This window comes from Spiroplasma corruscae (genome assembly GCF_002237575.1).
In the GTDB taxonomy this organism is placed as follows: domain Bacteria; phylum Bacillota_I; class Bacilli_A; order Mycoplasmatales; family Mycoplasmataceae; genus Spiroplasma_A; species Spiroplasma_A corruscae.
Genome location: NZ_CP022535.1, coordinates 476,620 through 501,225, shown reverse-complemented (window position 1 = coordinate 501,225; position 24,606 = coordinate 476,620). Strand labels below are relative to the sequence as shown.

The following is a 24,606-nucleotide window of genomic DNA, read 5'->3' as shown; positions in this document are numbered from 1 at the left end:
TCTATAATTTCGCTATTTATTTAAAACAACTTGTTTAAAATATTCAATTACTTTAATTATATCTAATTGTTTAGTTTTTAACTTACCTTTATCATTTAAATTCATATAATTATCTTTATAATATTCACATAAAAAATTGTAAATATCTAATGACAGGTCAATTTTATATTTACTATTATATAAATATACATTTGCTAAATCATACCAACTTTTATCTGTATTATATGGTTCAAACTCTTTCAAATCTCATTGAATAATACATTCTATAATTAAAAATGTATCTGTATCAACTACATTAAATTTATTATTTTTTGCATAAAAATAATGAAAAGTATTTACATAATGATTTCTATTCATCATTTCCTTTATCCATTCAAATAATGAATAATTAAAATAATTTCTTCCTAAATCTAAATATAATTGCATGGCTTTATTATTAGGATTTACATTTAAACAATAATCATACATACCAAACTCTTTTCTTAATGCTGTTAAGGAATTATCAGGTGTGTATTTAAATATTTCAGGGGGAATAATTCTCAAGTTGTAGACTCCTCATATATAGGTATTTTAGCATAAAAAAATAAAGGTTTTAAAACCTTTATTTTTTCAAATGATCAAGGAAACTAATAGCGCCAATATATCTTACTGCATTATTTGCAAAATTATTTGAATTTTTTACAATCTTTATTATTTCGCTCTTTGGAGTTTTAGGGTTAACACTTTCATTAACAAATTCATTAATTAGATTTGAAATGAAAGCATCTCCAGCCCCTGTTGTATCAACTAAATTATCACATAAAACTACTGGTACATAAATTATTTCATTATTTCAGGCACACATTGTATCTTCACAACCTCTTGTAATACATATAAGTGCTTTAGTATTTTGAACCATTAATGATTTTAATGCTTCTTCTTGATCAGGAATACCTGTTATTAGTTTTAATTCATCATCGCTTAATTTTATTAAATCCGCATTTAATAAATACTTTTCACAATATTTCTTAAATGAATCCACTTCATTATTAGTAAATCACAACTTATCTCTAAAGTTTGGGTCAAATGAGAACTTAATTGATTTATGCAATGCAAAATCATATAAATCAGAGTATGATTTTTGTAAATCTCCTGGTAAAAACCCTGTTGCACTACCAAAATGAATAAAATCAATTTCGTTTAGTTTTTCATCACTAAATTGATTTAATTTAAAATCAGCATCACTATTTCTAATAAACTTAAAGAACCTCTCCTTGTTTTCATCTAAAGTTACCTTTGCAACAGTAGTTGGTTTATTTGATAATTGTATAAAATCTTTTTTAATATTATATTTATTAATAAAATTATATATTTTATCTTTATAGTCATCATTTCCGATACTACCCATAAAATAACTATTATTTGTTTCTAATGCTGCTATTGAACAAGATACATTAAAGCTAGCTCCACCAACTTCTTCTTTTATGCCATCTTCACTTGGATATACATCCATTAATACTTCACCAATTGAAACAATATTTTTCATGTTTTATTTTTCCTTTAACTCGTTTTTGAAAATTCTATTATGTCATTCATAATTATAACCTTCTAATTGATATACATTCAATTTATTTAAATTAGTTTTAATTTTACTATGATCTTTTATAAAGAATCTAACAGATATTGCGTGTTCACCACTATTTACGAATATTTCTAAACAGCTTCTGTCGATAAGAACTCTTAAATCATTAACTTTGAGATTTCCAAAATCTAAAATTGATGGTAAATCTTCTTCGCTTTTATAATCCATATTAGTTCTATCAACTATAAACTTATTGTTTTCTACTTTTAATAAAATTGATTTTTTTTCATTTCCAATTGATAAATTAAAATCATTATTATTAATATCTGAAGCTAAAACTTCAACAATACCATTATCATAAAAATATGAATCTTTTGAAGGTTTTATTAGTTGAAATCTTAATTCATCCATTTCTTTTATTGGATATTGATACATCTTATCACCTTTAACTGTTAATTGTCTTGGAACAGTTAAATGATTACTTCAAGTATTAAGTTCTTTTGGGAATGGGTTTGATTTTGAGTTACCTAATCAACCAAGCATAATAGTTCTATCTTTAATATTTGAAAAAACCTGAGGTGCATAGAAATCGAATCCTAAATCTATTTTTCTTAAATCTGTTAAGAATTTTATATTGAGATTATTATCAATTTCAACTTGTCTATATTTAACAAAGTGACTACCATCTTTTAATTTTGCATCTTGTTCGAAACAAGCAAATACAAACTCTTTATCATCAATATAGAAATGATTAGGGCATTCTACCATATAAGAATGTTGTTCGAAACCTTCATCTAGATTTACATCTTTAATAAATTTTCATTGATTATTTTCAAATCCATGAATGCTTAAAGTTCCCTTTTTATCATATGTTTGAGCACCATTCATCATAAATAGTTTATTATTTTTTTCAAATACAATTGGATCTCTAAAATGACCTGTATATTTTGTTTTATCACATTCAAATAATAACTCTTTAGTAACTAGTTTTTTCTTTAAATCAATAAAAGCTTTTAATGTATAACTTGTTCTATCGATATCATTAAACTTAATATTTCCAGTATAGTATATTTCCATTTCGCCTTTATCATTAACTCTTGCACTTCCTGAAAACACACCATCCTTATCATATTTATTTGAAGGAGTTAGTGTAATCCCTTCATATGTATAATTTATAAAATCAGTAGTTGTGTATAAAGCTCAAGACTTATTATAATGCAAGATACTAAATGGACAATTCTGAATGAAAATAAAATATTTATTATCATGAAATACTAGTCCATTTGGGTCATTTACCGAACCACAAAAGCCAGATAGATGAAATTGGTTATTGTATCAATCACTTTCTTTTTTATCATGTCAATCCTCAAAGAATCTAAGATGACTTGAATCAATTTTATCGTGTTTTTCTCATTTCATAATTCAACTCCATATCTAAACTATTTAGACTTACTTTCTTGTTTAATTTTTTCTTTGTACTCTTTCCATTTAATTGGATCTGATTTTAAATCATTTATCATTTTTTTATGATCACTTTTCTCTTGTTTTAATTTTAGAGCTTCTGCTTTATCTTTCGCTCTTAACTCTTTAACTTCTATTAAATAATTATCATACTTTAATTTATCTTCTTTTAATTTATCCTCTTTTTTGTGTAGTTTTTCAAGTCTTATTTCCATTCTTTTTAAAATTACTTCGCTTTTTACTTCAGATACTTGATTTTTAATATTACTTAATTTTACTTTGAATTCATTTATTTTTTTATTAAATGCATCTAATGCTTTTTGTGTAACTTTTCTACCAGCTTCTCAATAAAAGAAGAAAGTAAGAGAGAAAGCTACTCCAAATGAAATTACATTTAATGCAATCATTAATAATAAATTTTTAATATCATTTGTATATAATATAAGTCCTGGTATTACTGTAACACCCATTCCTTTGCATGTTACACTAAATATTCCAGCAAATAAACCACCAACGAATCCACCAACTGATGCAAATATAAATGGTTTTATTGCTGGTAAATTGACACCAAATATTGCTGGTTCAGTTATTCCGAAAAATGTAGAAGTTGCAGATGATATACCTAAGTTTCTTTGTTGTTTAGATTTCGCTTTTATCGCAACAGCCATTGCAGCTCCACCTTGTGAAATAATTGATGCTGTTCATATTGCATTAAAGATTGAACCACTTAAGTGCCCTGCTGCATCTGGTGTGTTACCTTTAATTACAAGTTGCATTTCTAATCCTTGTAATATTTGATGACATCCAGTGATGACGATAGCTTGTAAAATACCAGCTATTAAACCTGTACCAAAACCAAATGGAATACTTAAAATTGCTTGTGTTGCTATTAAAATACCTTCTTCAACCATTAATAATATTGGTCCCAATACAAATAAAGCTACTAATAATGAAACTACAATAGTTAAAAATGGTGTAAATATTATGTTAACAGCCTTTGGCATTCAAGTTTTTATTCATTTTTCTAAATATGCAACTCCTATACCAATTACTAATGCAGGTAAAACAGATCCTTGATAACCTGTTATTGGAATAATTCACAATTTAATTGGAACAACTGGATTAGTCATTCAACCCAATCCTGTTGCTTCTTTTCAAACAGTTTGCATATCTTTACCATCAAATTTACTTGCGTCAAATGAACTTGCAAAATCTTGTTGAGCATTTCAAGTTGCAATTGAACCCTTATCTGGTAACAAAGGACTTATTAACATTAATCCTACTATTATCCCTAAAACAGGGCTTCCACCAAATTTTTTTACAGTTGATCAACATACTAGTACTGATAACGAGCTAAAAGCTGTTTTAGTAATAATATCAAGTATTTTTCCTAATAAAGATTCTGTATCATAATGAAATATATTTTGAAATAACGCTGCAAATCCCATTGCAAGTCCAGCAGCAACTATAGCTGGTACAATTGGTAAGAAAATATCACCTAATGCTTTCATACTTAATTGTATTCAAGCAAACTTTCCTCCCCTATTTCTAATTGCTTCTTTTGACTCTTTAGCTTTAAGTTTGAATTCTTCAAATGATTCTTTTTTACTTTTTTGCAAATCTTCTGTTGAAGTTTTTTCTGTTTTATTATAAATCTTTTGTACCTCAGCGTAAACTGATTCAACAACACCGGTTCCCAATATTATTTGTAATTGATTTTGTGTTCAATTAGTACCTTTGGCAATCGGAGACTCCTTAATCGCACTAATATTAACTTTTTCTTTATCTTTAATATTGAAACGAAGTCTAGTAACGCAATGTAAGTAATTATCAATATTATCTTTACCACCAACAGCATCATAAAACCTTTGTGCTTCAATTGCATAATTAACTTTCTTCATAATATACCTTTCTATGTAATTTTATTTTCGTCACTCTATAAAATTTCACTCAAACTCTTCTGGTTTATAATAACTTTTTCTATACTCTAATACTTCTCCGAAAATATCATAAACTTTGCCCTCATCAAGAATCAATGCATCGATTGATTCATCAAAATGGTCAAACTTATCTAATATATCTTCAACGTTTTTAACATAATTAATTTTTTTTGTTGCATGACTAACAATAGAATTAGTATTATTTTCAATGTAATGCATTAAGCCGTTATTATTTAATTTTTCTAGGGTTAAACCTATAAACTTTTCTTTTAATAAATAGCTAATTTGGAATAATATTACTTTTTTATCATTTGACATTCTAGTACAATGAAATTCCAATAAAACACTACCTTCTTGATACCCACTTATTTTAGAAAACTTAGTATCACAATTAATTTCATTAAAATAAGTATATTTGTTTATTGAATCAGGAAATAACTCTCTAAAACTAAATAATAAATTATTTTTAATTTTATCTTGAACTACAAATCCTTTTCCATTAACAGATTTTACTATTTTTAATTCAATTAATTTATTAAATGCTATTCTTATAGGTTGTTCTGAGTACTTAAATTTTGTTTTTAACATATTTTGACTTGGTAGAACTTCACCAGGATGTACTTTATTTTCTCTAATTAAATACATCAAATAATCAAAAACAATCTCTCATTTTTTATCCATACCGTTTTATCCTTAATATTAATATAATTATACATTAATGAATAAGTTATAAAAGATATTGATTATTTAGTCTAATATGTTATTTATATTTAATAACATATTTTTAGAAAGTTATATACCTATGATTATAAGTTTCATAAAAAAAACCTATTCAATTTTGAATAGGTTTAAATAATATTAAAAATCTGCTTTTTTATCTCATACATATGAGTCTATGTGTGATAATTTATCTGATTTAACTTCATCAAGTTCTTTAAAGAATACTTCTTGTTTTTTTGCTAACTCGTCATATGGTAATAAGACAGATGTCATTTTCATGTTAAAGTATTTATTTGAACTTACACCATATGCATAACTTGATAATTGATATGGTAATGTATAAGTTACTTGGAATTGATATTTTGGTTTAGTTTTTAATAATGGAATTGCATAATAATCACTATAGAATGTTTGTGCTTCTAATTTACTAAATTCTTTATATCTATCAGAGTTTACACTAGTTAATTTATTATCAGCTTCAACTAACTGTTTTGTATAATTAAATCTGTCTTCAAATAGTGAAGAAATTGCTTGCCCACTACCACTATCATTTTTATCTTTCAATATTACTTTACTATATAATTCTTTAATTGCACTATTTACATTTAAACTTGCAGCATTTGATAATGCTTGGAATGCTGCAGAAGCATCTAGTTTTCCACCATTTGAAGCTTCTTCATAAGTACTATAATTAAATAGTTTTCCCATTCTTAAATATCCTTCATAATCACCATCCATTTTTATAGTTGATAAATATGTCATAGGATCTGCATAATCAGGGTTTCAACCACTTAGAGAAATATCTGAATAACCTGATGTAGATTTTGATGTATATTCTTGATCAGAAGCTGCATAAGTTACATTTACTTTAAGTGGGTTGTTTTCTATATCATTAAATTTTTGATACATTAACCCTATGTTTTGTCCAACTGAAGTTTTTATATCCGGACTTTCATAATCAATTAATTGAACGCTGGCATTATCGTTTGCAAAGTATGATTTTATATCTTCATCCTTACTTTCTTTTAGTAATTTTCTTAGCTCTTGTGCTTTTTTAGTTAATTGACTACTTAATTTTGATGCATCTTTAAGTGAGCTTGCACCAAGTCCCATAGATCTAGTAAAATCAGAACCATCTAGAAGCAATTCTCTTGTAGCCTCCTGTTTACCTTCTTGTGTTTTATCAGCATCGAATCCTTCTTGACTATTTAATGAATCAACAAAATAATCGATATAATCTTTACCATCTTCACCACTAACAAAAGTAGGTGGAACAAAAGTATTTCTTAATTGACTTGAAATATCACTAGTTCCATCATATATTGAAGAGTAATATTTTGCTCATTGAGATCTGTCTAATGTTTCAGAAATATATGCTCTAACTTCTTTCATTTGAAGTAATTTAGATTTTAGAATTGCTTCTTTTTGTTTAGTTGGATCAGCACCATAATAATCTTGGTTTAAGTAGTTAAACATTAAGAATCAAGAACCTAAACCTCCACCTCTATCTGGGTATCTAGTCATACCATCAGACTTATTAGGATTTTCCGGATCACCTACATATTTTTCTCAACCTTGTGCATCATTTATACTAACCACAAAACCACTTAATGTTTTTTGATTTGATTCAAACAATGTTCTAGCTGTTGAAGGTGTAACGTTAGACACTTTTAACTCTCTAATTCTGTTTACTTCTGTTTTATTTGCGAAATAATAATCATTATTTTTATCCAATATTAAAGTTGAATCTTGTACATAGTTTGTTGGTAAAAATGCCCCTGAGTAGTACCCTAATTTATAATCTTTATCAATATTTGGATTTACTAATACTTCATCATGTAGTGGAGCAAAAACACCATATGTTAATAATGACTCAAAATAAGGAGTGTTTTTAGTTAATGTAAACTTAACAGTATTGTCATTTGAATTAGCCTCTATACCCAATCCTCCTGATTTTGACATATTATCAAATATTTTATCAAAATCATAATCATCTTTATCTTTTTGTGCAAGCGCTTCTGTATTTATCTCTTTAGCACCTTTAATAAAGTCAGCTCATAAGTTATATACAGGTGATGCATTCATTGGATTTAAAACAAATCTTGCTGTATTGACAAAATCATTAACAGTAATATTTCTTACAACTTCACCATTATATCTATATCACTTTGCATCTGATCTTAATTGATATTTTCATTCCTTTTTAGCTTCATCATGCCAACCTATTGTTGGATCACTATTTGAATATTCCTTTTTAGGTAAAAATAAATCACCAAATACTCTACCATACTCATCACCCGCTAAAGGTGTTGCGTTAGTATTGGCTAAAGTATAATAATCTCCTTCAGACATTGTTTTTGCTGTCACTCAATGTTCGACATTAGTCAATACAGTCTTATATGTACTGTCAGGGTCTATATCTTTACCACAAGAAACAACTAAGCCAGTTGATAGTGTAGATACCAATGATAATGACATTAATGATATTAATAATCTTTTCATTTTTTTAACCTTTCATTTATTCTATTTTATATTTTTTATTTTAGCTTTATACTCGTTATATTCCCTATTGTTTATATAAACATAATGTCCTTCTTCCAACTTTTTAAATGATGGTAAGTCAAAAATATAGTCATAATGTTCTTTATCAGGCTCATATACAAAGCTCTTTATATTTCTTGCAAGTGACGGCTCAGGTTGAGGTATTGCTGATAATAGAGATTTAGTATATGGGTGAATAGGGTTTTTGAATAGTTCATCAGCTTCAGCCATTTCTAATATTTGCCCGTGATATATAACTGCTATTCTATCAGTTATAAATCTAACAACACTTAAATCATGTGCTACAAATATAAATGTAATATCTTGTTCTTGCTGAAACTTTTTAAATAAATTTAGAACCTGAGCTCTAATCGAAACATCTAATGCCGAAATTGGTTCATCCGCTACAATAATTTTAGGTTTCATTATAAGCGATCTTGCTATACCAATTCTTTGCCTCTGACCACCTGAAAATTCATGTGGATATCTTGATAAATGTTCTGGTAACAAACCAACAGATTTAATAGTTTTTAGAATTAAGTATTTTTTAACATCTTTTGGTTTTATACTTTTAATATCACTTATTTTATTTGAATTATGTAAATTATAATAGTCCATATATTCTTTTTTAGATTCTTCTGATTTATATAATTTTTTGAAATTACATAATCCTTCACCTACAATTTCTTCAATTGCCATTCTATCATTTAAAGATGAACCTGGATCTTGAAAAATCATTTGAATATTCCTTCTATTTTCTCTTACATCTTTTTTACTCATTGGTTTAAAGAAAAATGACTTTCTTACCAGATTATCTATAGAAGGTAATTCTAAGAATTCAATAAACTCAACTATATTTTCATAGTCGCTTTTTGTATAATTATTCTCAATTGATTTTCACTTATAATAGTGCTCAATCAGTTCGGCATCTTTTACAATATTTCTTTTTACAATTTTTTTAATATAGTTTAATTCTATTTTTAATGAATCTATACTTTCATCATCCAATTTTTTTCTACTTGTAATCAACTCCTTTAATGTATTTTCAAAGTCGGTATTTTGTAATTTTTTATAATAAATATCCAACTTCTTATAATCATAATTATTATTACTAAATGAATCCAATATACTTTTACAAACACTTATGTTCATATTTTTTTTAGACCAAAAGTCTCTTTTAAAATATTCAAGTTTTTCAATATAATTCTTATCAGCTTCTTCTCCTAGACTATAAAGTATATTAAGTTGGTTATTACATTCATTAATGAAATCTGTTCTTTTAATATAAATCATTTTGTAATATAATGGTAATTTTTTATCTTTAATTTTTGAAGGAGCTACTAATAATGTATTTTCATATTGAATTTTCTTACATATTTCAATGCAATCAATTAAATATAAATTCTTTGTAATTACGTTATCTAAACTATTAAACAATGGTTCTATTAAATCTGAAAATACGTACAGTTTTTTCAGATCAACTTTAGACTTATTTAAGATTCCGTTTGTTAATAGAAATATTTCTTCAACATTTTTTTTAAGCTCAAATATTAATTTATTTATTTGATATTGCTTTGTTAATATTGAGTTTTCAAGTTCCAAAGAAATCTCAGGTATTTGTTTCGTAATATTTTTTACAAATCTTACTATTCTTTCTTGTTTTTTACTCATTCTATTAATAATTTCTAAACTATACTTATACATTTCATCAATGTAAATTATTTTATTAATATTTAATTTATTTATAAAGTCTTCTTTCTTTATTTTTTTAGATGCATCATTATTTGAATATATTTTTTTTAAATCTTCAAACAAATATTTTAAATTCTTTGTTATGGAATAGATTTTGTTTTCAAAGTCCTGTAATTTTTTCGTAATCGAAATGTTTAATTTATATAAACTTTCCGCTTTTCCTGCAACTATCACGTCATCCATATAAATTGCACCATCATTTAAACCTTGAACACCAACTATAGATCTTGCTATTGTAGTTTTACCACTACCAGACTCACCAACTAATCCAAAGATTTCTCCTTTAAATATATCAATTGTTGTCTCATTAACAGCCTTAAGTTTTTTTCCTTTGTTCCTAAAAACAATACTAATATCTCGAATTTTCAGAAAAGGATTACTCTTTTTTATATTTGTCATAATAATTCTCTTTCTATTATTAATCTTCAATCTTACTTCTTAAATCATTAAGAATTTCTGGTTTAAGAGTTTTTGGTGCTCTATCATCAAGTAATCAAGTTTTAGCATAGTGAGTTTCACTAATTTTAAACATAGGTGGTTCATACACTCTATCAACTTCTAGTGCAAAATCACTTCTTAAAGAAAATGCATCCCCTTTTATTTTTTTAAACAAGGAAGGTGGAGACCCCTTTATTGAATATAAATCTTTTCCCTTCTCTCCTAGTTGTGGGAGTGATGATAATAAAGCTCACGTATATGGATGTTTTGGATCATGGAATATCTCATCTGTTTTTCCAAACTCAATTATTTGACCTGAATACATAACAGCAATTCTATCAGCAAGTTTTGCAACAACTCCTAAATCATGTGTAATAAATATAACAGTAAACCTGTACTCTTCTTGTAGTTCCTTTATTAAATCAAGTATTTGTGCTTGAATGGTAACATCTAGTGCAGTTGTTGGTTCATCACATATTAATATTTTTGGTCTACATGCTAATGCAATCGCAATAACAACCCTTTGTCTCATCCCTCCAGAATATTGACCAGGTATATCTTTATACCTTCTTTCAGCATCTGGAATACCTACTTTTTTTAGGAGTTCTATTGCTTCTTTTTTAGCTTTTTTCTTAGACATTTTTATTTTTTTTCTTAAAACCTCTGAAATTTGAAAACCTACTGATAGCAATGGGTTTAACGAAGTCATTGGATCTTGAAATATTGTAGAAATTGTCTTCCCTCTTAAGTTTCTAATATCTTTTAAAGCTTTAAACTTTTTAAATATATTTATAGATTTAATTGTATTTCAAACTTTAAATATTTTGTCTAAATCTAGGGTTTTATTATTAAATAAATTTATAATGTAATTTTCAATTAAAATTTCTAATTCAAAGTTATATGTTTTTGAAGCATAATAACAAATAAAACTATTAAAACTTTTATTTTTATAAAACATTAATTCTTTTTCATCGATTACAAGTTTTTTCGATAATAAAGTGTACTTTTCTATAAGTATTTTTAAAGAAGATTTGCTAAATTCCTCTGTAAATATTTCTTCATAAAATTCAATAAAAGTATTTTTTATATACAGACTTTGATTTTCTATAAAAGTTTTATTTTTTACATTTTTTAATAATAACTTAAGATGATTTAATTTAAAAAATATTATTAGACTGTCTATATTAAGTACCAAATTGGATCTATTTAAAAGTTTTAAAAATCTTATTATCTTAAAAAGATTATATTTATCAAATAAACTAGGTCCTTTTATTTTTCTTTTATTTGAAGATAATTGAAAATAATCATATTCAATATCATCATTTTTTTTATTTCTATACTCAATATTATTAATATATTTTAATTCATCTTTTAAGATATCAATTTTATCTTTATATATTTTAATACTTGATTTTTTCGAAAAATCTAAACCAAGTTTATTATTAGAATTAATTAAATTTTCTAGCTTCGACTGAAAATAATTAATTTTTTTGTTTAATTTAATTTCATTTAATTTTTTTAACTTATTTTTATACTTTCTATTTAACTTAATTTCTTTATTAAATGATTTAGTAACCGCTTTAATTGTATATTTATCAATTATATTTTTTTGTAATCTAACTAAATCAATTGGTTCTTTAAAATAAGATTCATTCGTAGTTTTAGATTCTTCGTTTGGAAAATAAATGATTGAACCATCTGAAATATAACCATTCATTTCCAACATTCCTGTAAAGGTTTTTGTTATAACTGATTTTCCACTACCCGATTCTCCAACAATAGCTAATATTTCCTGATCATAAACATCAAGAGAAACATTTCTAATAGCTGTTAAAATATTTTTTCTGATTCTAAATTTTACCTCAACATTATTTAATGATAGTATTTTATTCTTCATTATCTATGTAGTTTTGGATCTAGTGAATCAGAAATTATTTTACCAGTTACGAAAAACAATAAGGACATTCCACTTATAATTCCAATTGGAATATATAATAAGTGAGGATATACTTGTCAAGTAGTATCAATTAATGCAGAATTTAAAATAGAACCTAATGAAGCTTCACTTATTAAATCTTTAACAAATCCAAAATTATAGTAAGTTAATGTTGAATCTAATGCAATTGCTCCAGGAATTGAATATGATGCAGTTTGTACTACTATTGGTAATATTTTAGGCAAAATATTTTTAAACATGATTCTAAACCCTCTTGTTCCCAAGATTTTAGATGCAACATTATACTCTGCATGTCTTATTAAAATTGTTTGTACTCTAATTACCGAAGCAATTCCCATTCAACTTGTTATAGATATTGCAAGAATTAAAATTGGCATAGTTGCAACACCACCAAACAACAATATAATTAATAATCATAATACAATTGATGGTATTAATGAGATATATCTAATAATTTCAATAAATATAATATCAAGTTTTGAAAAATATCCTCAAATTAATCCTAATATAATACCAACTACTATTTCTATTGATGAAATAGCTGCTGCAAAAACTAATGTAGTTCTTGATCCAATTCAAATTTTATTTCAAAGATCTTCACCAAGTAAACCTAATCCAAATCAATGTTCACTACTAGGAGAAGCTGGTCTTGAAGTTGTTTTATCAGAAGGTACGGGTACCTCACCTCTTGCAACTGTAATTGTCATAATTATATAAATTATCATAATAACGAGTGTAATCATAAAGATTTTTTTAGTAAATAAAGACTTAAATACTGATTTTCAATAACTGTAAGGTTTTGAATCTATAACTTCAGCCTTTTTTTCATTCTCATTATCTATATACTTAAATAATAATTTATCGATCTTACTAATATCAAAATTTTTATTTATATATTTAAATTTCATAATTTTCCTTTTCTAACTTAATTTAACTCTTGGGTCCATTAGTACAAGTATTAAATCACTTACCAGTGATGAGAATACACCAACACCAGCTGATAATGTTATAAAACCTAATACAATGAATATATCATTTGTTGCGACACCAGTTAGTATATATTTACTCATTCCTGGCGCACCTCAGAACCTCTCAATTAAAAGACTTGAACCAAATAATGATAGAATTAATGCACCTGGTATAACTCTAATAATTCTTACTCCAGCATTTCTAAAAATATGTACATAGAAAATATAAGTTGAGCTTAAACCTTTTGATTCAGCAAACTTAGTATAGTCAGCGGTCATTTCATCTATAATATATCTTCTAGTTTCAATGACAATACCTGGAATTGTAATAATCGATAAAGCTATAACAGCCATAAAGTTCGTTCAATCATCAACACCTCAAATACCAGCATTTCCTAAATACTGTACTGACAATAGTCAGAATACCGATATCAATATTGTTGCTGGGGCTGAAATCATTATTAAAAATAATCAACTTAATGAGTTATCTAATGACTTTTCTTTATTTTTTGCACATATTATACCTAATGGAATTCCTAATGCAAACGATAAGATAATTGAACTAAAACCAATTGTAAATGAAATTGGCATCGCAGTTTTAAATTGATCATATACAGGATAATTAATAATACCATTTGATTTATTCATTATTAAACCTAATCAAAACCACTTAGTTTGTGGTTCACCTCAGACAACCTTTACTTGACTAACAGATAAAGGTAACTGAATTTGCTTTGGAATAAATGGTGTTATATTTCTTCAATATATTAAAACCTGTTTTAAAATTGGTCCGTTTAACCCTAACGCTTCTTTTCTATTATTTACAACAGCATTTCATTCAGGACTGTAAGGCCTTACAGTTGGTTTCTGAAAATCAAAATCATTCATTATTGAAATATCATTTATAGATAATGCAATAAGTATATAAACTGTTCCTATTGCTAAATATAAGCTTATAAATGCATATATTATTCTTTTTAAAGAATACGTCAATAATGGTGTTTTTTTTATAAAATCTCTATTTATAGTATTAAACTTACTAAAAAGATATTTAAATCTCTCAAAATGCGCACGCTTTTTGTAAGAGTTATTTAATTTATTATTTAATTCTTCAATTATTGGTAAACTTTTATTTTGAAATTTTTTTTCTGAAGAACTTAAACCGTTTTTTTTCATATATTTTCTTTCTATATTCACAAGTTATAAATAAGATATAATAAATATAAACTATTTATTAGGGGGTATTATGAGTAAAAAAACAAGAAGTCAAATTAAAGAAGTAAGAAAAGCTATAAAAGATGAACATAACCAATATGTAAATAATAAGATTGATCAAATGTTTGAAAATCCTATTCAAAGGCAAATGAACTTTGATAAATCTAGAAAACTAAGATTATATGATTATTTTATTATTGTAACTCTTGCACTTTTAATGATTGGACTATCTTTTATAATTTCAATTTTTATTATAAAAGATATTAATATGGTAAGTTGAGTTACATCAGCTTTTACATTAATTTGTTTATTTTCCGCAATAGTAACTGGATGACTTAAGAATAATCTTGTAGCCAAATTCTTTAATGATAAAAGAAGAAGATATCAGACTACTATGACAGAAGAAGAAGGTTTATTTAGAAGAATTATTAAAATAATTTTATTTACTTCTTTAATTTTACTAATTATTAGTATAATTTTTATTTTCACATTTAAATAAATATGTCTTTTTTCTCATTTTTTTTCAATAAATAGTTCTCTTATCGGAACTGAACTATACTCCTTTCTTTGTATGAAGGATGACTTTAATAAAAAACCCTATTATGAAGTTTTCACAATAGGGTTTTATTATAGTCATTCTATACCTAATAATTGTTAAACTTTAATGCTTTTTAAATATGCAAAAATAATAATGTATCTATCATTATTATTCAAAATAAACTTGGTAGAATTTTTACACATTTTATACATTATCGTTTCCTCCATAACACTTTTATAATAACAAAATTTTTAAGTTTTGTATAGTTTTTTTTGCTTTTTTTATTTTTTATATAAATAACACAAAATCAGTGTTGATGTTGCTATATATAAAAACAGTGGTAATACAATACCAAATAATTTAATAAATCAAAGTCCTAAGGATAAATTATAAGCTTTATAAATAAAGATTTTTGTCTTTATTATCTTTGATTATGAGAAATCGTATAAAAATTAAGTTAGTTATCAATAATTAAAAAATATACCAAAAAATAAAAAGATAAATTAAATTAAGTGATAAAAACTTAAATTTCATGAGTGAATTTAATAATAATATTATATCCCGATGCATATATTGTAATAGCAACTTATAACTAAAAAAAATAACAAAAATTTCGTACTGTTTTTTTAATATAATACTTAAATAAATAATTAGTAGAGTATTTATAACTTATTTAGAATTGTAATTGTCAAATATGCTGAAAATATTAGCAGGTTATTTTAGAGACTATGCAACTACACAAGATATTATAAAATATAGAAATTGGCTTTTATTAAATATACTATCAATTAAAAATGTAAATTATAATCAAAATGAAATTAACTAAAATATATAGATAATATGAAGATAATTTATGGTTTTATACCCATTTGCAATTTATTTTTTATTCTTTAAAAACTGCATCAAAAAAAACTTTAATAACACAAGAAAAAATTTGATGAAAATACTTTTGGCAAACTTAATAAAAATAATTCAACATTAATTCATGAATATGTTGAATTAATTTAACTATTATTAATTATTATGTTTATAGCATTTTTGGATTTAAAAATTGAATAATTCGAAATAAATTTACTATTAATAAAGAAAATATTATTAAGATGCAAGAAAATAAAAATAGATGTCATTAAAAATCTAGTGAGTAATTTTGTTTTAGTTATTTTAAAGATCAAAATAAACCCAATAATGAATTTAAATTATCAAATATAATTACGTCAAAATATTATTTTCATTACTTTTATTTAATAAAATACAACGATACTGTAATTATAATGTTTGCAAAAATACTTGATAAATTCTGGTTAAAAATTATAAAAAACCAGTATTTTGAACTGGTTTTAATTATTATACTCACTCAAATATTTAATTTTAACTGTATGCTATTTTAAAAATTTTTTTTGTATTAATATACCAACACCTAGTCCTACTCCTAAACATAAAACAGCAGTAAGTGTTATTGAAGTAGGTAAAACTCATGATGGAGTTGATGCACTTTGATTAGAAGTTTCGTTATCTTTAATATCAATTCCAAATACTACACCTTTATAAATATCTTTTGGATATACTGAAGGCATTATATCAGAATAATTATTCTCACAAAACTCAGCTTGACTTTGTGATTGACTTAAAAACCCATCCATAACATGACCAAACTCATGATTTAAAGTACCTCATATATTTGCTGTACTTCACCAATTTTGTTTATACTCACTATTTTCTGAATCACTTTTATACATAGTTAATGATTTACCAGTGTAAACTAAATAAGAGTATCTTGTACTATATGTATCGGCATTTACGGTTGAAGTGTAAGCCATTACCCCTTCTTTGTTATCGGCCAATGGATAGTCTGGTGTAATAATAAAAGCTGTTAGATAATGCAACAAGTAATCACTATCTTTTACTCTTCCAATATACAAAGAAGTATTAAACATATCTAAAACTTGTTTTTTAATTAAATTTAGTTTGCTATCTGTAAAACTATAAAATTTCCCAAAAGTATTAAATGTAGATTTTAAATCAATTGTAGAAATACTTTCATTATTTAATTCAAATTCTGTTTCTTTTTTATAATAATCGCTTAATTCATCAAATGAATTAAATGATAGTTTACCAGTTTTACCTTCTATAAGATTTGAATATTCTAAAATTGAAGATTCACTAGCCTTAGTGTATAAATCATAGTTTAATCTAGCTAACTCATTTTTATCAAACGGACTTTTAAGATTAAATACATCATTTTCTAATTGAGTTATTACTTGTTCAGAAAATCTTCCGCTAGAATAACTAAAGTCATTTTGTGTTACGCCACTATATCTTAAAGTAAATAATCATGCTTGTAATGAAGAATACAATGCATTAGCTCCATATGAACCTGTATTATTTTTAACACCTTCTAAATCTAACATTCCAAAGTTATCATTATCAAATAATAGATCTTCATTTGTAAGGTCAGTGGGTTTTGATTGTAAAGATGTTTTTAAAATTAAATTATCTTTATTACTTTCTTTGTTAAAATCTTCATTTATTATTGATTCAACTTCTGGTCAATCTTCTTCTGAAATTCCACCATCAAATTTATTTTTTAATTTATTATAAATATGTAAAAAATAATAATTTATAATTTCTCAAGCTTTGTTTTTCATTTTATCACTAGTAGATTGTCATCTTGCATAACTTTCAGCAAAAAACTCTTTATAATTTGACATTCCATATAAAGATAAGTTTGTTATACTTGAGCTTAGATTTATTTCAAATAAACTTTTACTATTTTCCAAAAGTTCCATCAACTTCTGATTTTTATTGTCCTCAGTTTTATAACTATCTATATAAGATTGTTCTATTTCTTGTACATACTTATTTTGAGATATGTCAGAATGCTTTCACAAAAAATATTGTAGTGATCTTCCGCTTCACATTATATATTTATTATTAGACGCAGAATCCTTAAAAGTAACATTCTCAAAATTAAATTCATTTTTGTTATTACTTTTAGTATTACTTATATTTATAAAAAGTGTTGATAAAAATGTTATAAATATAAAAACTAATATAACTGATATTTTTTTTCGTAAATTCATATTTTCCTTTCATATATTTTAATTTTATTATGCTGGTCCTTATTAATGTTTTAATATTTATTAATAATTATCTAAAAACAAAATAATGTATTACATTTATTTAAAAAAAGCTTCTATAGTTAGAAGCTTTTATAAATATCATATTTTTAGAAAACTTTAACTAATAAAAAATAAAAATGTTTATAAACATAGTTTTATTAATATTATTTTTAATTAATTTTGCGTTTTTAATTATCATTATTGAACCCTCATAATAATAAAAGTATACACTATAAGTTAACATTTACATACTATTTTTATATTTTTTTTGAAAAAATTATGAGTAGTAAGCGATTATGTCACAAGTATATTTTACCTAGAGGTAATCTTAGAAACGATTAATTTAGACATAATGAAACAGATAAAATTGTACGTAATTAGTGGCTTATAAAATAAATTAAATGATATTAATACCAGTAAACTGAAACTTAGTTGATATAAAAGACATACAAATCGTAAACTTATGAGTATATAAATATTGTTCCTAAGGATTTTAATTATAAAAAAAAATTATATTAAAAATATGCCTTAATTTTCACATATAAATTGTAAATAATTAGTTCCCCGATTTTACTGCTATAAAACATACTCAACAATCTCAAAAAGATAATAAAATTTCTAACTTTATTTTTAAGTAATATTTATAATAATAAATTAATAAAGTGTTTTATAGAACATCTAAACAGTGTGATTGACAAATATAATGTAAAAATATAAGTAGATTATTTAATTGTGCACAAACTACAGAAAGTTATAATCAAATAAATAGAGAATGATTTATTAAATAAGGTGTTCCAATAAAAATGTAATAGCTAATAAAATGTACTTAGATCTTAAATACATAGAGAACGAGAAAGTTATCGAGCTCTTAAAATCAAATGAAGTTTATTTTTATTATTTTAAATTGTATAAAAATCGAAATGTTTAGTAAATATCTTAAATTAATATTTAAAATATAATAAATTATTTTAAGTTCATATTAATTATTAGAAATTGGTTATTAAAAATTTACAGAAAATCCTATTATTCTTTATCATTTAGATAGCAATATTTTTTAATAATGGTTCAAATACCTATTTAATATAAAAATGAATTGTGCGTTTTGTGTTTGGAATACTTATTTAGAACCTAAAATAAGAGCTATGAGTATTATCCTACAATCTATATTAAATTTTATATCCTTATATATTAAATTGTAAGTAAAGTAATAAAATTAATACTCAAAAAAAATAATTAGCAAAAAATTAATTATTATATACAAATATTTATAATTCAATAATTATAATAATAATTTTAAGATTTATCCGTCATTTTTAGAACTATTATTAAATTCATCGATGTCAATTTTATAATCCTTTTTATTTAAAGTGATTTTCTTTTTAATTTTTAAATTTCCTAATTTAGTTAATGGATATTTATTAGTTTTTTTCATTGTGTATTTCATCCTTATTAATAATATTATATATTAATAAATAAAAATATATAAAATATACTCAAAAACTTGGCTAATTTAGATTAAATACATTTAAAAGCAAGTAAAAAATATAAATTTGCTACTAGTATTATTGTTCAAAAAAAGATAATAACCAGAAATGAAATATATTAAAGTACTAATAAACGGGAATTTAAAACTATATGTAACATAATTCATCGTGTTTAAGTATTAAGAAATATATTTTAATAACAAAGTCAGTTAATCATTATTAATAAATATAACAAAGTTATTTTAATAATTAATAAAAATAAAAAAATTATGTTAAGAAACAAAATATTAAATTTCATGAATTAATATAATGTTCAAAACACATCTATATATTTTTTTGTCTAATATAACTTTAACAACACAAAAGAAAGCATTAGTAAATTATTTTTTTCACTTTAATGATAATGAACAAAAAAATTAAAAGTAAAAAATATTATAGTGACTCAAGATATGAAAAACATATTATAATGCTAATTTAAAAATTTAATTAATCATTTCTGCTTCTATTAATTATTCTAAATATATTATTTTAAAATTTAGTAAAGTACCTAATAATAATTTCTTATATAGTTTAACAATATCTTTAATAATGGGTCAAGCATCTATTTCAATAATAAAATAAACGGTGTTTTTTGGATTGAACCATTATATTTGAAACTTAAATTAAAAGTTATAATTATGAAAATACAAAATAATAATTACTATTATTTTGATTTAAAATTATTTTTATAATATTAATGAAATTAAAGACTATGTAATCAAAGAAAATAAATTATATAGTGATAAAAAACACTTTATTAAGATAATACTTCCAAACATAGAAAGTTTTGAAATATAATAATTAATTTTTTTTAATAAAAACAGAAAAGTATAAAAATTAAATACTACTTTTTTAGTGTAACAATTAAATTTTATAAGGTTATTAAAAAACATTTTTTATTTTCTAATAAAAATAATAAAAAACTATACAAATTAATTAACAATAATTGTTATAAATGTATAGTTTTTAATTAATCTATAAACTTTTTCTTTTTTGTTTCTTTTTCAATTTTTTTGCTTTAATATCTTCACTTACAAATTCACTAGAAATTAGTTGATTTCTTCTTCAAGGATCTGGTAAGTAATGATAACTAAAGAATACAATTCCATCAAGTATTAACATCGCAATACCAGGTAGCATAGCTATAAGCACTGAAAATGCAATTAAATATCAATTTTTAGTTGTGTATTCATCAAGTGTTGGTAGTTTCATAACTTCGCTATTAAATACAGGTATAAATATAATAATTATATTAATCATAATTGAACAAAAACTTGCAATTCAAAGTGTTTTATTAAATATTAAATTTATTTTCTTGCTTGCTTTTCAATTAGATAACTTTATAAAATTAGCAAAGAAACAAGGTGCACTTGTAATAGTAATAAACATTGTTAATCTACCATGACTTTGTAATGAAGTTTTAGTACTATAACTTATGTCTTTTGCTCTAAGCGCTTCAAATCATGAAGTATACTTACCGTCAGTTAAATCACTAACTTCTTGATTAGTTGTATATATCATTCCTAAATAGAAACCACCAATTGTTGCTATTGAAGTAAAAAAAATAATTTTGGCCAATGTATACCATAAACCTTGCAATATAGGATTCTTTCCTTTTATTGGTTTTACTTTCATTAATGTATTATCATTACCACCCATACCAATTGCTAATGCAATAATTGATTCTACAATTAAATTCATTCATAAAATATTTGTAGCATCTAATGGTGAAATTGTATTTATTGATGAAAGAATAAATATTGATAATACATTTGCTAAATTAACTCCAATAATAAAAGATATTGCTCGCTTAATTTTTTGATAAACATTTCTTCCTTCATTAACACCTTTTATAATGGTTTCAAAGTTATCATCAGTTAATATAACATCAGCAGCATCTTTTGCAACATCAGTTCCGGTAATACCCATAGCAACACCAATATCAGCTTTTGCTAAACTCGGTGCATCATTAACTCCATCACCTGTCATAGAAACTATGTAATTGTGTTTCTTTAAAGCATCCACTATCCTTACTTTATGTTCTGGATTAACTCTAGCAAAAACTCTAATTTGTTCTATTATTTTAGCAAGTTCATCATCATTCATTTTGTTTAGATCATCAGAACTTAAAACTTCGTCTTTACTATGCGCTAAATCAAGATCTCGTGCAATTGCTAATGCAGTTGACGCATGGTCACCAGTTATCATAACAACTCTAATACCTGCATCATGAGCTAATTGAACTGCTCTTACAGCGCTATCTCTAACAGGGTCAATCATTGCTACCGCTCCAATAAAAGTAAGATTATTTTCAAGTTCTTTTTTATTATTATCACTATCTGCTATTTTATATGCAAAACCAAGCACCCTTAAAGCGTGTTCTGATAAATCTTGATATAAAGACATCATCGAGTCAATATCTTCAGGAGTAATTGGTCTAATTTCATCATTAATCATTATTTTATTACATTTTTTTAATAATTCATCAATTGCACCTTTTGTAAATACATGATTTTGATCATCAATTATATTAACTGTTGTCATCATTTTACGTTCGCTATCAAAAGGTACTTCAAAAACTCTTTTTCATTTTTTACGTACTATTTTATCGTCATACTCGTGTATTTCTGAATAATCAACTAAAGCTAATTCAGTTGGGTCACCAATTCTTTCTCCACCTTCAACAATAGAGTCGTTACACAACACCATCGCTTTTAAGAATAAATCTTTTTGTTTACTACTCTTATATTCAAAATTGGTTGCATCTTGGATAGCATTATTAATAATTAATCTTTTAACTGTCATCCTATTTTGAGTAAGTGTTCCAGTTTTATCAGTACAAATATAATTTACACTTCCTAATGTTTCAACTGCTTGTAATTTTTTTACTATAACATTTTCTGAAGCCATTTTTTTTGTACTTAAACTTAAAGTTATAGAAACGATTGCCGCTAAACATTCGGGTATTACACCAATTGCTAAAGTAATTCCAACCATTAAATAGTTTGCTCAAGCTTCTTGGTTACCACTAAAGAACAATGTTAAAAATATAATAATCCCAATTATAAAACTTAACCCAGCTACTCAGTAAGTAAATTTATTAAGTTTTTTTTCTAATGGAGTTAATTCCTCACTATTATTAGTAATTGATTCTGATATTTTACCGATTTCAGTTTCTTTTGCAATTCTAACAACTACACCAATTGCTCTACCATTAGTTGTAAAAGTAGACATAAAAGCAATATTTTTCATTTCTGCTAATATATCTGTTTTTTGTTTTAATGGATGATGTGTTTTTAATACAGGAATTGATTCTCCTGTTAAAATTGACTCATCAACATATAAATCACTTTGTTCAATAATTCTTAGATCTGCAGGAACATATCTACCAGCTTCTAAAACTACAACATCTCCAATAGTAAGTTCACTAGCATCGATTTCTTGTTGTTGACCATTTCTTATTACAACAGCCCTAGGTTTGGATAAATTCTTTAGAGCATTAGTTGATTTTCTGGCCTTCATCTTTTGTACTGTCTCTAAAATAGCGTCAATCAATACTATTGTAACAATAACAATAGCATCAATAAATTCTTCGGGTTCTACTTTACCCTTATTACTAATTAATTGTGCAGTAATTGAAAATATAGCAGCCAATATTAATACCAATAAAATTGGCTCTACTAGTGCTTTTAAAAAAATTATGAATCAATGTTCATTTTTCTTTGTTTTAATCTCATTTTTACCATATTTTTGATAATTTTCTTCAACTTGTTTATCAGTCAATCCATCTTCTAAATTAACATCATAGTTTTTTTCAATTTTCTTTGCGTCTAACGAAAGATAATCTTCCATATTCTTACTCCACTTTCTTTTGCTTTAAAAATTATATCATTTAATTTTAAAATCTTAATATATTCTAAAATTTTTATACCCTTTTAAGTTCACATCAGTATTAATTAATTATTATTAGTTAATATACTGTTATTAAAATATGTTAAAGATAATTATTCGAAATTTTATATTAAAATACCTTTCTGCTATATAAACTTACTAATTAGTTTTCTTTTGTTTAAATATAATTAAATGTAACTAGTAAAAAAAACAAAAAAATAAGATTACAAATATACTTAATCATTTAAATCCAATTTAATGAAAATCTCATCTACTTTTAATATTTTTTATTAATCTAAGAAACAATTATATATTGTGAACCACACACAATAATAACACCAACATATAATAAAGAAAACTGTTTAAGCATATATTATTTCTTAAATATAATTTATAACTGCTAATATGAGTTATTCCAACATGACTTGTCATTATAATAAACAAATGAATAAAACTTAGTCTAATAAATAAAATAAGAACCATAGTTGGTTCATTAAAACCATCTTCACAACTAATAATTATTAAAAATAAAAATAAAATTTAAATAACATTATCAATAAATCAATTAAGGCCATTGTTTTTATACTAAAGATTTTCTTTAATAATTTTTGTCTTTATTATTATTTACTATTTTATTTTATACTTTTGATTAAAATCAATAAATTAATTTTTAATTTATTATTTAAAGTTTTATTAGTTTTTTTAAGAACTTATTTAGTTCATTTATGAAACAAAATAATTTAACTTACTTTCAATTTATTTTTTTTATATATAATTTTATTCTTTCATTTATATACTAAAAGTTTATTAATTTTTTTTATAAAGTTATTATATTTATAAAAAAAATATATATATGTACTGCTTAAATTAAAAAATATAAAACTTTTTTAAAAAAGATCAATTTATTTATATGAGCTAATTTATTTTGATATAAAACTAAATCAAACAATTTCTTATTATATATTTTACATATTGATTAGTA

15 protein-coding genes are annotated in these 24,606 nt (G+C 24.1%); 2 read left to right on the top strand and 13 right to left on the bottom strand.

Annotated features, from left to right (window positions below):
• Window positions 1–12: 12 nt before the first annotated feature.
• From SCORR_RS02280 to oppB, 10 genes are all read right to left on the bottom strand, one after another.
• Window positions 13–543, bottom strand: coding sequence for a hypothetical protein (locus tag SCORR_RS02280; RefSeq protein ID WP_094048714.1), 531 nt, complete (start codon window positions 541–543; stop codon window positions 13–15).
• Window positions 544–601: 58 nt separating this feature from the next.
• Window positions 602–1,525, bottom strand: coding sequence for a carbohydrate kinase family protein (locus SCORR_RS02275; RefSeq protein WP_094048712.1), 924 nt, complete (start codon window positions 1,523–1,525; stop codon window positions 602–604).
• A gap of 3 nt (window positions 1,526–1,528) precedes the next feature.
• Window positions 1,529–2,980 carry a glycoside hydrolase family 32 protein gene (locus SCORR_RS02270; RefSeq protein WP_094048710.1) on the bottom strand — a complete coding sequence of 484 codons (1,452 nt, stop codon included), beginning with the start codon at window positions 2,978–2,980 and terminating at the stop codon, window positions 1,529–1,531.
• Window positions 2,981–3,000: 20 nt separating this feature from the next.
• Complete coding sequence (locus SCORR_RS02265; RefSeq protein ID WP_094048708.1) at window positions 3,001–4,923, bottom strand: PTS transporter subunit EIIC; 1,923 nt, start codon at window positions 4,921–4,923, stop codon at window positions 3,001–3,003.
• A gap of 21 nt (window positions 4,924–4,944) precedes the next feature.
• A complete protein-coding gene (locus SCORR_RS02260; RefSeq protein ID WP_094048706.1) occupies window positions 4,945–5,643 on the bottom strand; it encodes a GntR family transcriptional regulator in 699 nt (232 codons plus the stop codon).
• A 177-nt stretch (window positions 5,644–5,820) separates the two neighbouring features.
• On the bottom strand, window positions 5,821–8,184 hold the full coding sequence (locus tag SCORR_RS02255) for an ABC transporter substrate-binding protein (protein WP_094048704.1): 2,364 nt from the start codon (window positions 8,182–8,184) through the stop codon (window positions 5,821–5,823).
• A 21-nt stretch (window positions 8,185–8,205) separates the two neighbouring features.
• A complete protein-coding gene (gene oppF, locus SCORR_RS05585; RefSeq protein ID WP_094048702.1) occupies window positions 8,206–10,374 on the bottom strand; it encodes an oligopeptide ABC transporter ATP-binding protein OppF in 2,169 nt (722 codons plus the stop codon).
• Between the two features lie 19 nt (window positions 10,375–10,393).
• Window positions 10,394–12,310 carry an oligopeptide/dipeptide ABC transporter ATP-binding protein gene (locus SCORR_RS05580; RefSeq protein WP_281251261.1) on the bottom strand — a complete coding sequence of 639 codons (1,917 nt, stop codon included), beginning with the start codon at window positions 12,308–12,310 and terminating at the stop codon, window positions 10,394–10,396.
• Entirely contained in the window at window positions 12,310–13,278 is a 969-nt protein-coding gene (gene oppC, locus SCORR_RS02235; RefSeq protein WP_094048701.1) for an oligopeptide ABC transporter permease OppC, read from the bottom strand. The genes SCORR_RS05580 and oppC overlap by 1 nt, the downstream gene beginning before the upstream one ends.
• Window positions 13,279–13,290: 12 nt before the next feature.
• Window positions 13,291–14,514 (bottom strand): oligopeptide ABC transporter permease OppB, encoded by a 1,224-nt coding sequence (oppB, locus tag SCORR_RS02230; RefSeq protein WP_094048699.1) that lies wholly within the window; start codon window positions 14,512–14,514, stop codon window positions 13,291–13,293.
• Window positions 14,515–14,584: 70 nt separating this feature from the next.
• On the opposite strand from oppB, the gene SCORR_RS02225 reads away from it, so the two are divergent.
• Both SCORR_RS02225 and SCORR_RS05575 read left to right on the top strand, forming a co-directional pair.
• The gene (locus SCORR_RS02225; protein ID WP_094048697.1) at window positions 14,585–15,052 is read left to right on the top strand and encodes a hypothetical protein; all 468 of its coding nucleotides are present in this window, start codon (window positions 14,585–14,587) and stop codon (window positions 15,050–15,052) included.
• 733 nt (window positions 15,053–15,785) lie between these two features.
• A complete protein-coding gene (locus SCORR_RS05575) occupies window positions 15,786–15,917 on the top strand; it encodes a hypothetical protein (protein WP_281251260.1) in 132 nt (43 codons plus the stop codon).
• Between the two features lie 553 nt (window positions 15,918–16,470).
• Here the strand turns inward: SCORR_RS05575 and SCORR_RS02220 are convergent.
• The 3 genes from SCORR_RS02220 to SCORR_RS02215 all read right to left on the bottom strand — a co-directional run bounded on the left by SCORR_RS02220 (window position 16,471) and on the right by SCORR_RS02215 (window position 23,585).
• On the bottom strand, window positions 16,471–18,171 hold the full coding sequence (locus SCORR_RS02220) for a hypothetical protein (protein WP_094048695.1): 1,701 nt from the start codon (window positions 18,169–18,171) through the stop codon (window positions 16,471–16,473).
• 1,339 nt (window positions 18,172–19,510) lie between these two features.
• Entirely contained in the window at window positions 19,511–19,642 is a 132-nt protein-coding gene (locus SCORR_RS05570; RefSeq protein ID WP_281251259.1) for a hypothetical protein, read from the bottom strand.
• A gap of 1,066 nt (window positions 19,643–20,708) precedes the next feature.
• Window positions 20,709–23,585, bottom strand: a complete 2,877-nt coding sequence (locus SCORR_RS02215) for a cation-translocating P-type ATPase (protein ID WP_094048693.1) — start codon at window positions 23,583–23,585, stop codon at window positions 20,709–20,711.
• Between the last annotated feature and the right edge of the window lie 1,021 nt (window positions 23,586–24,606).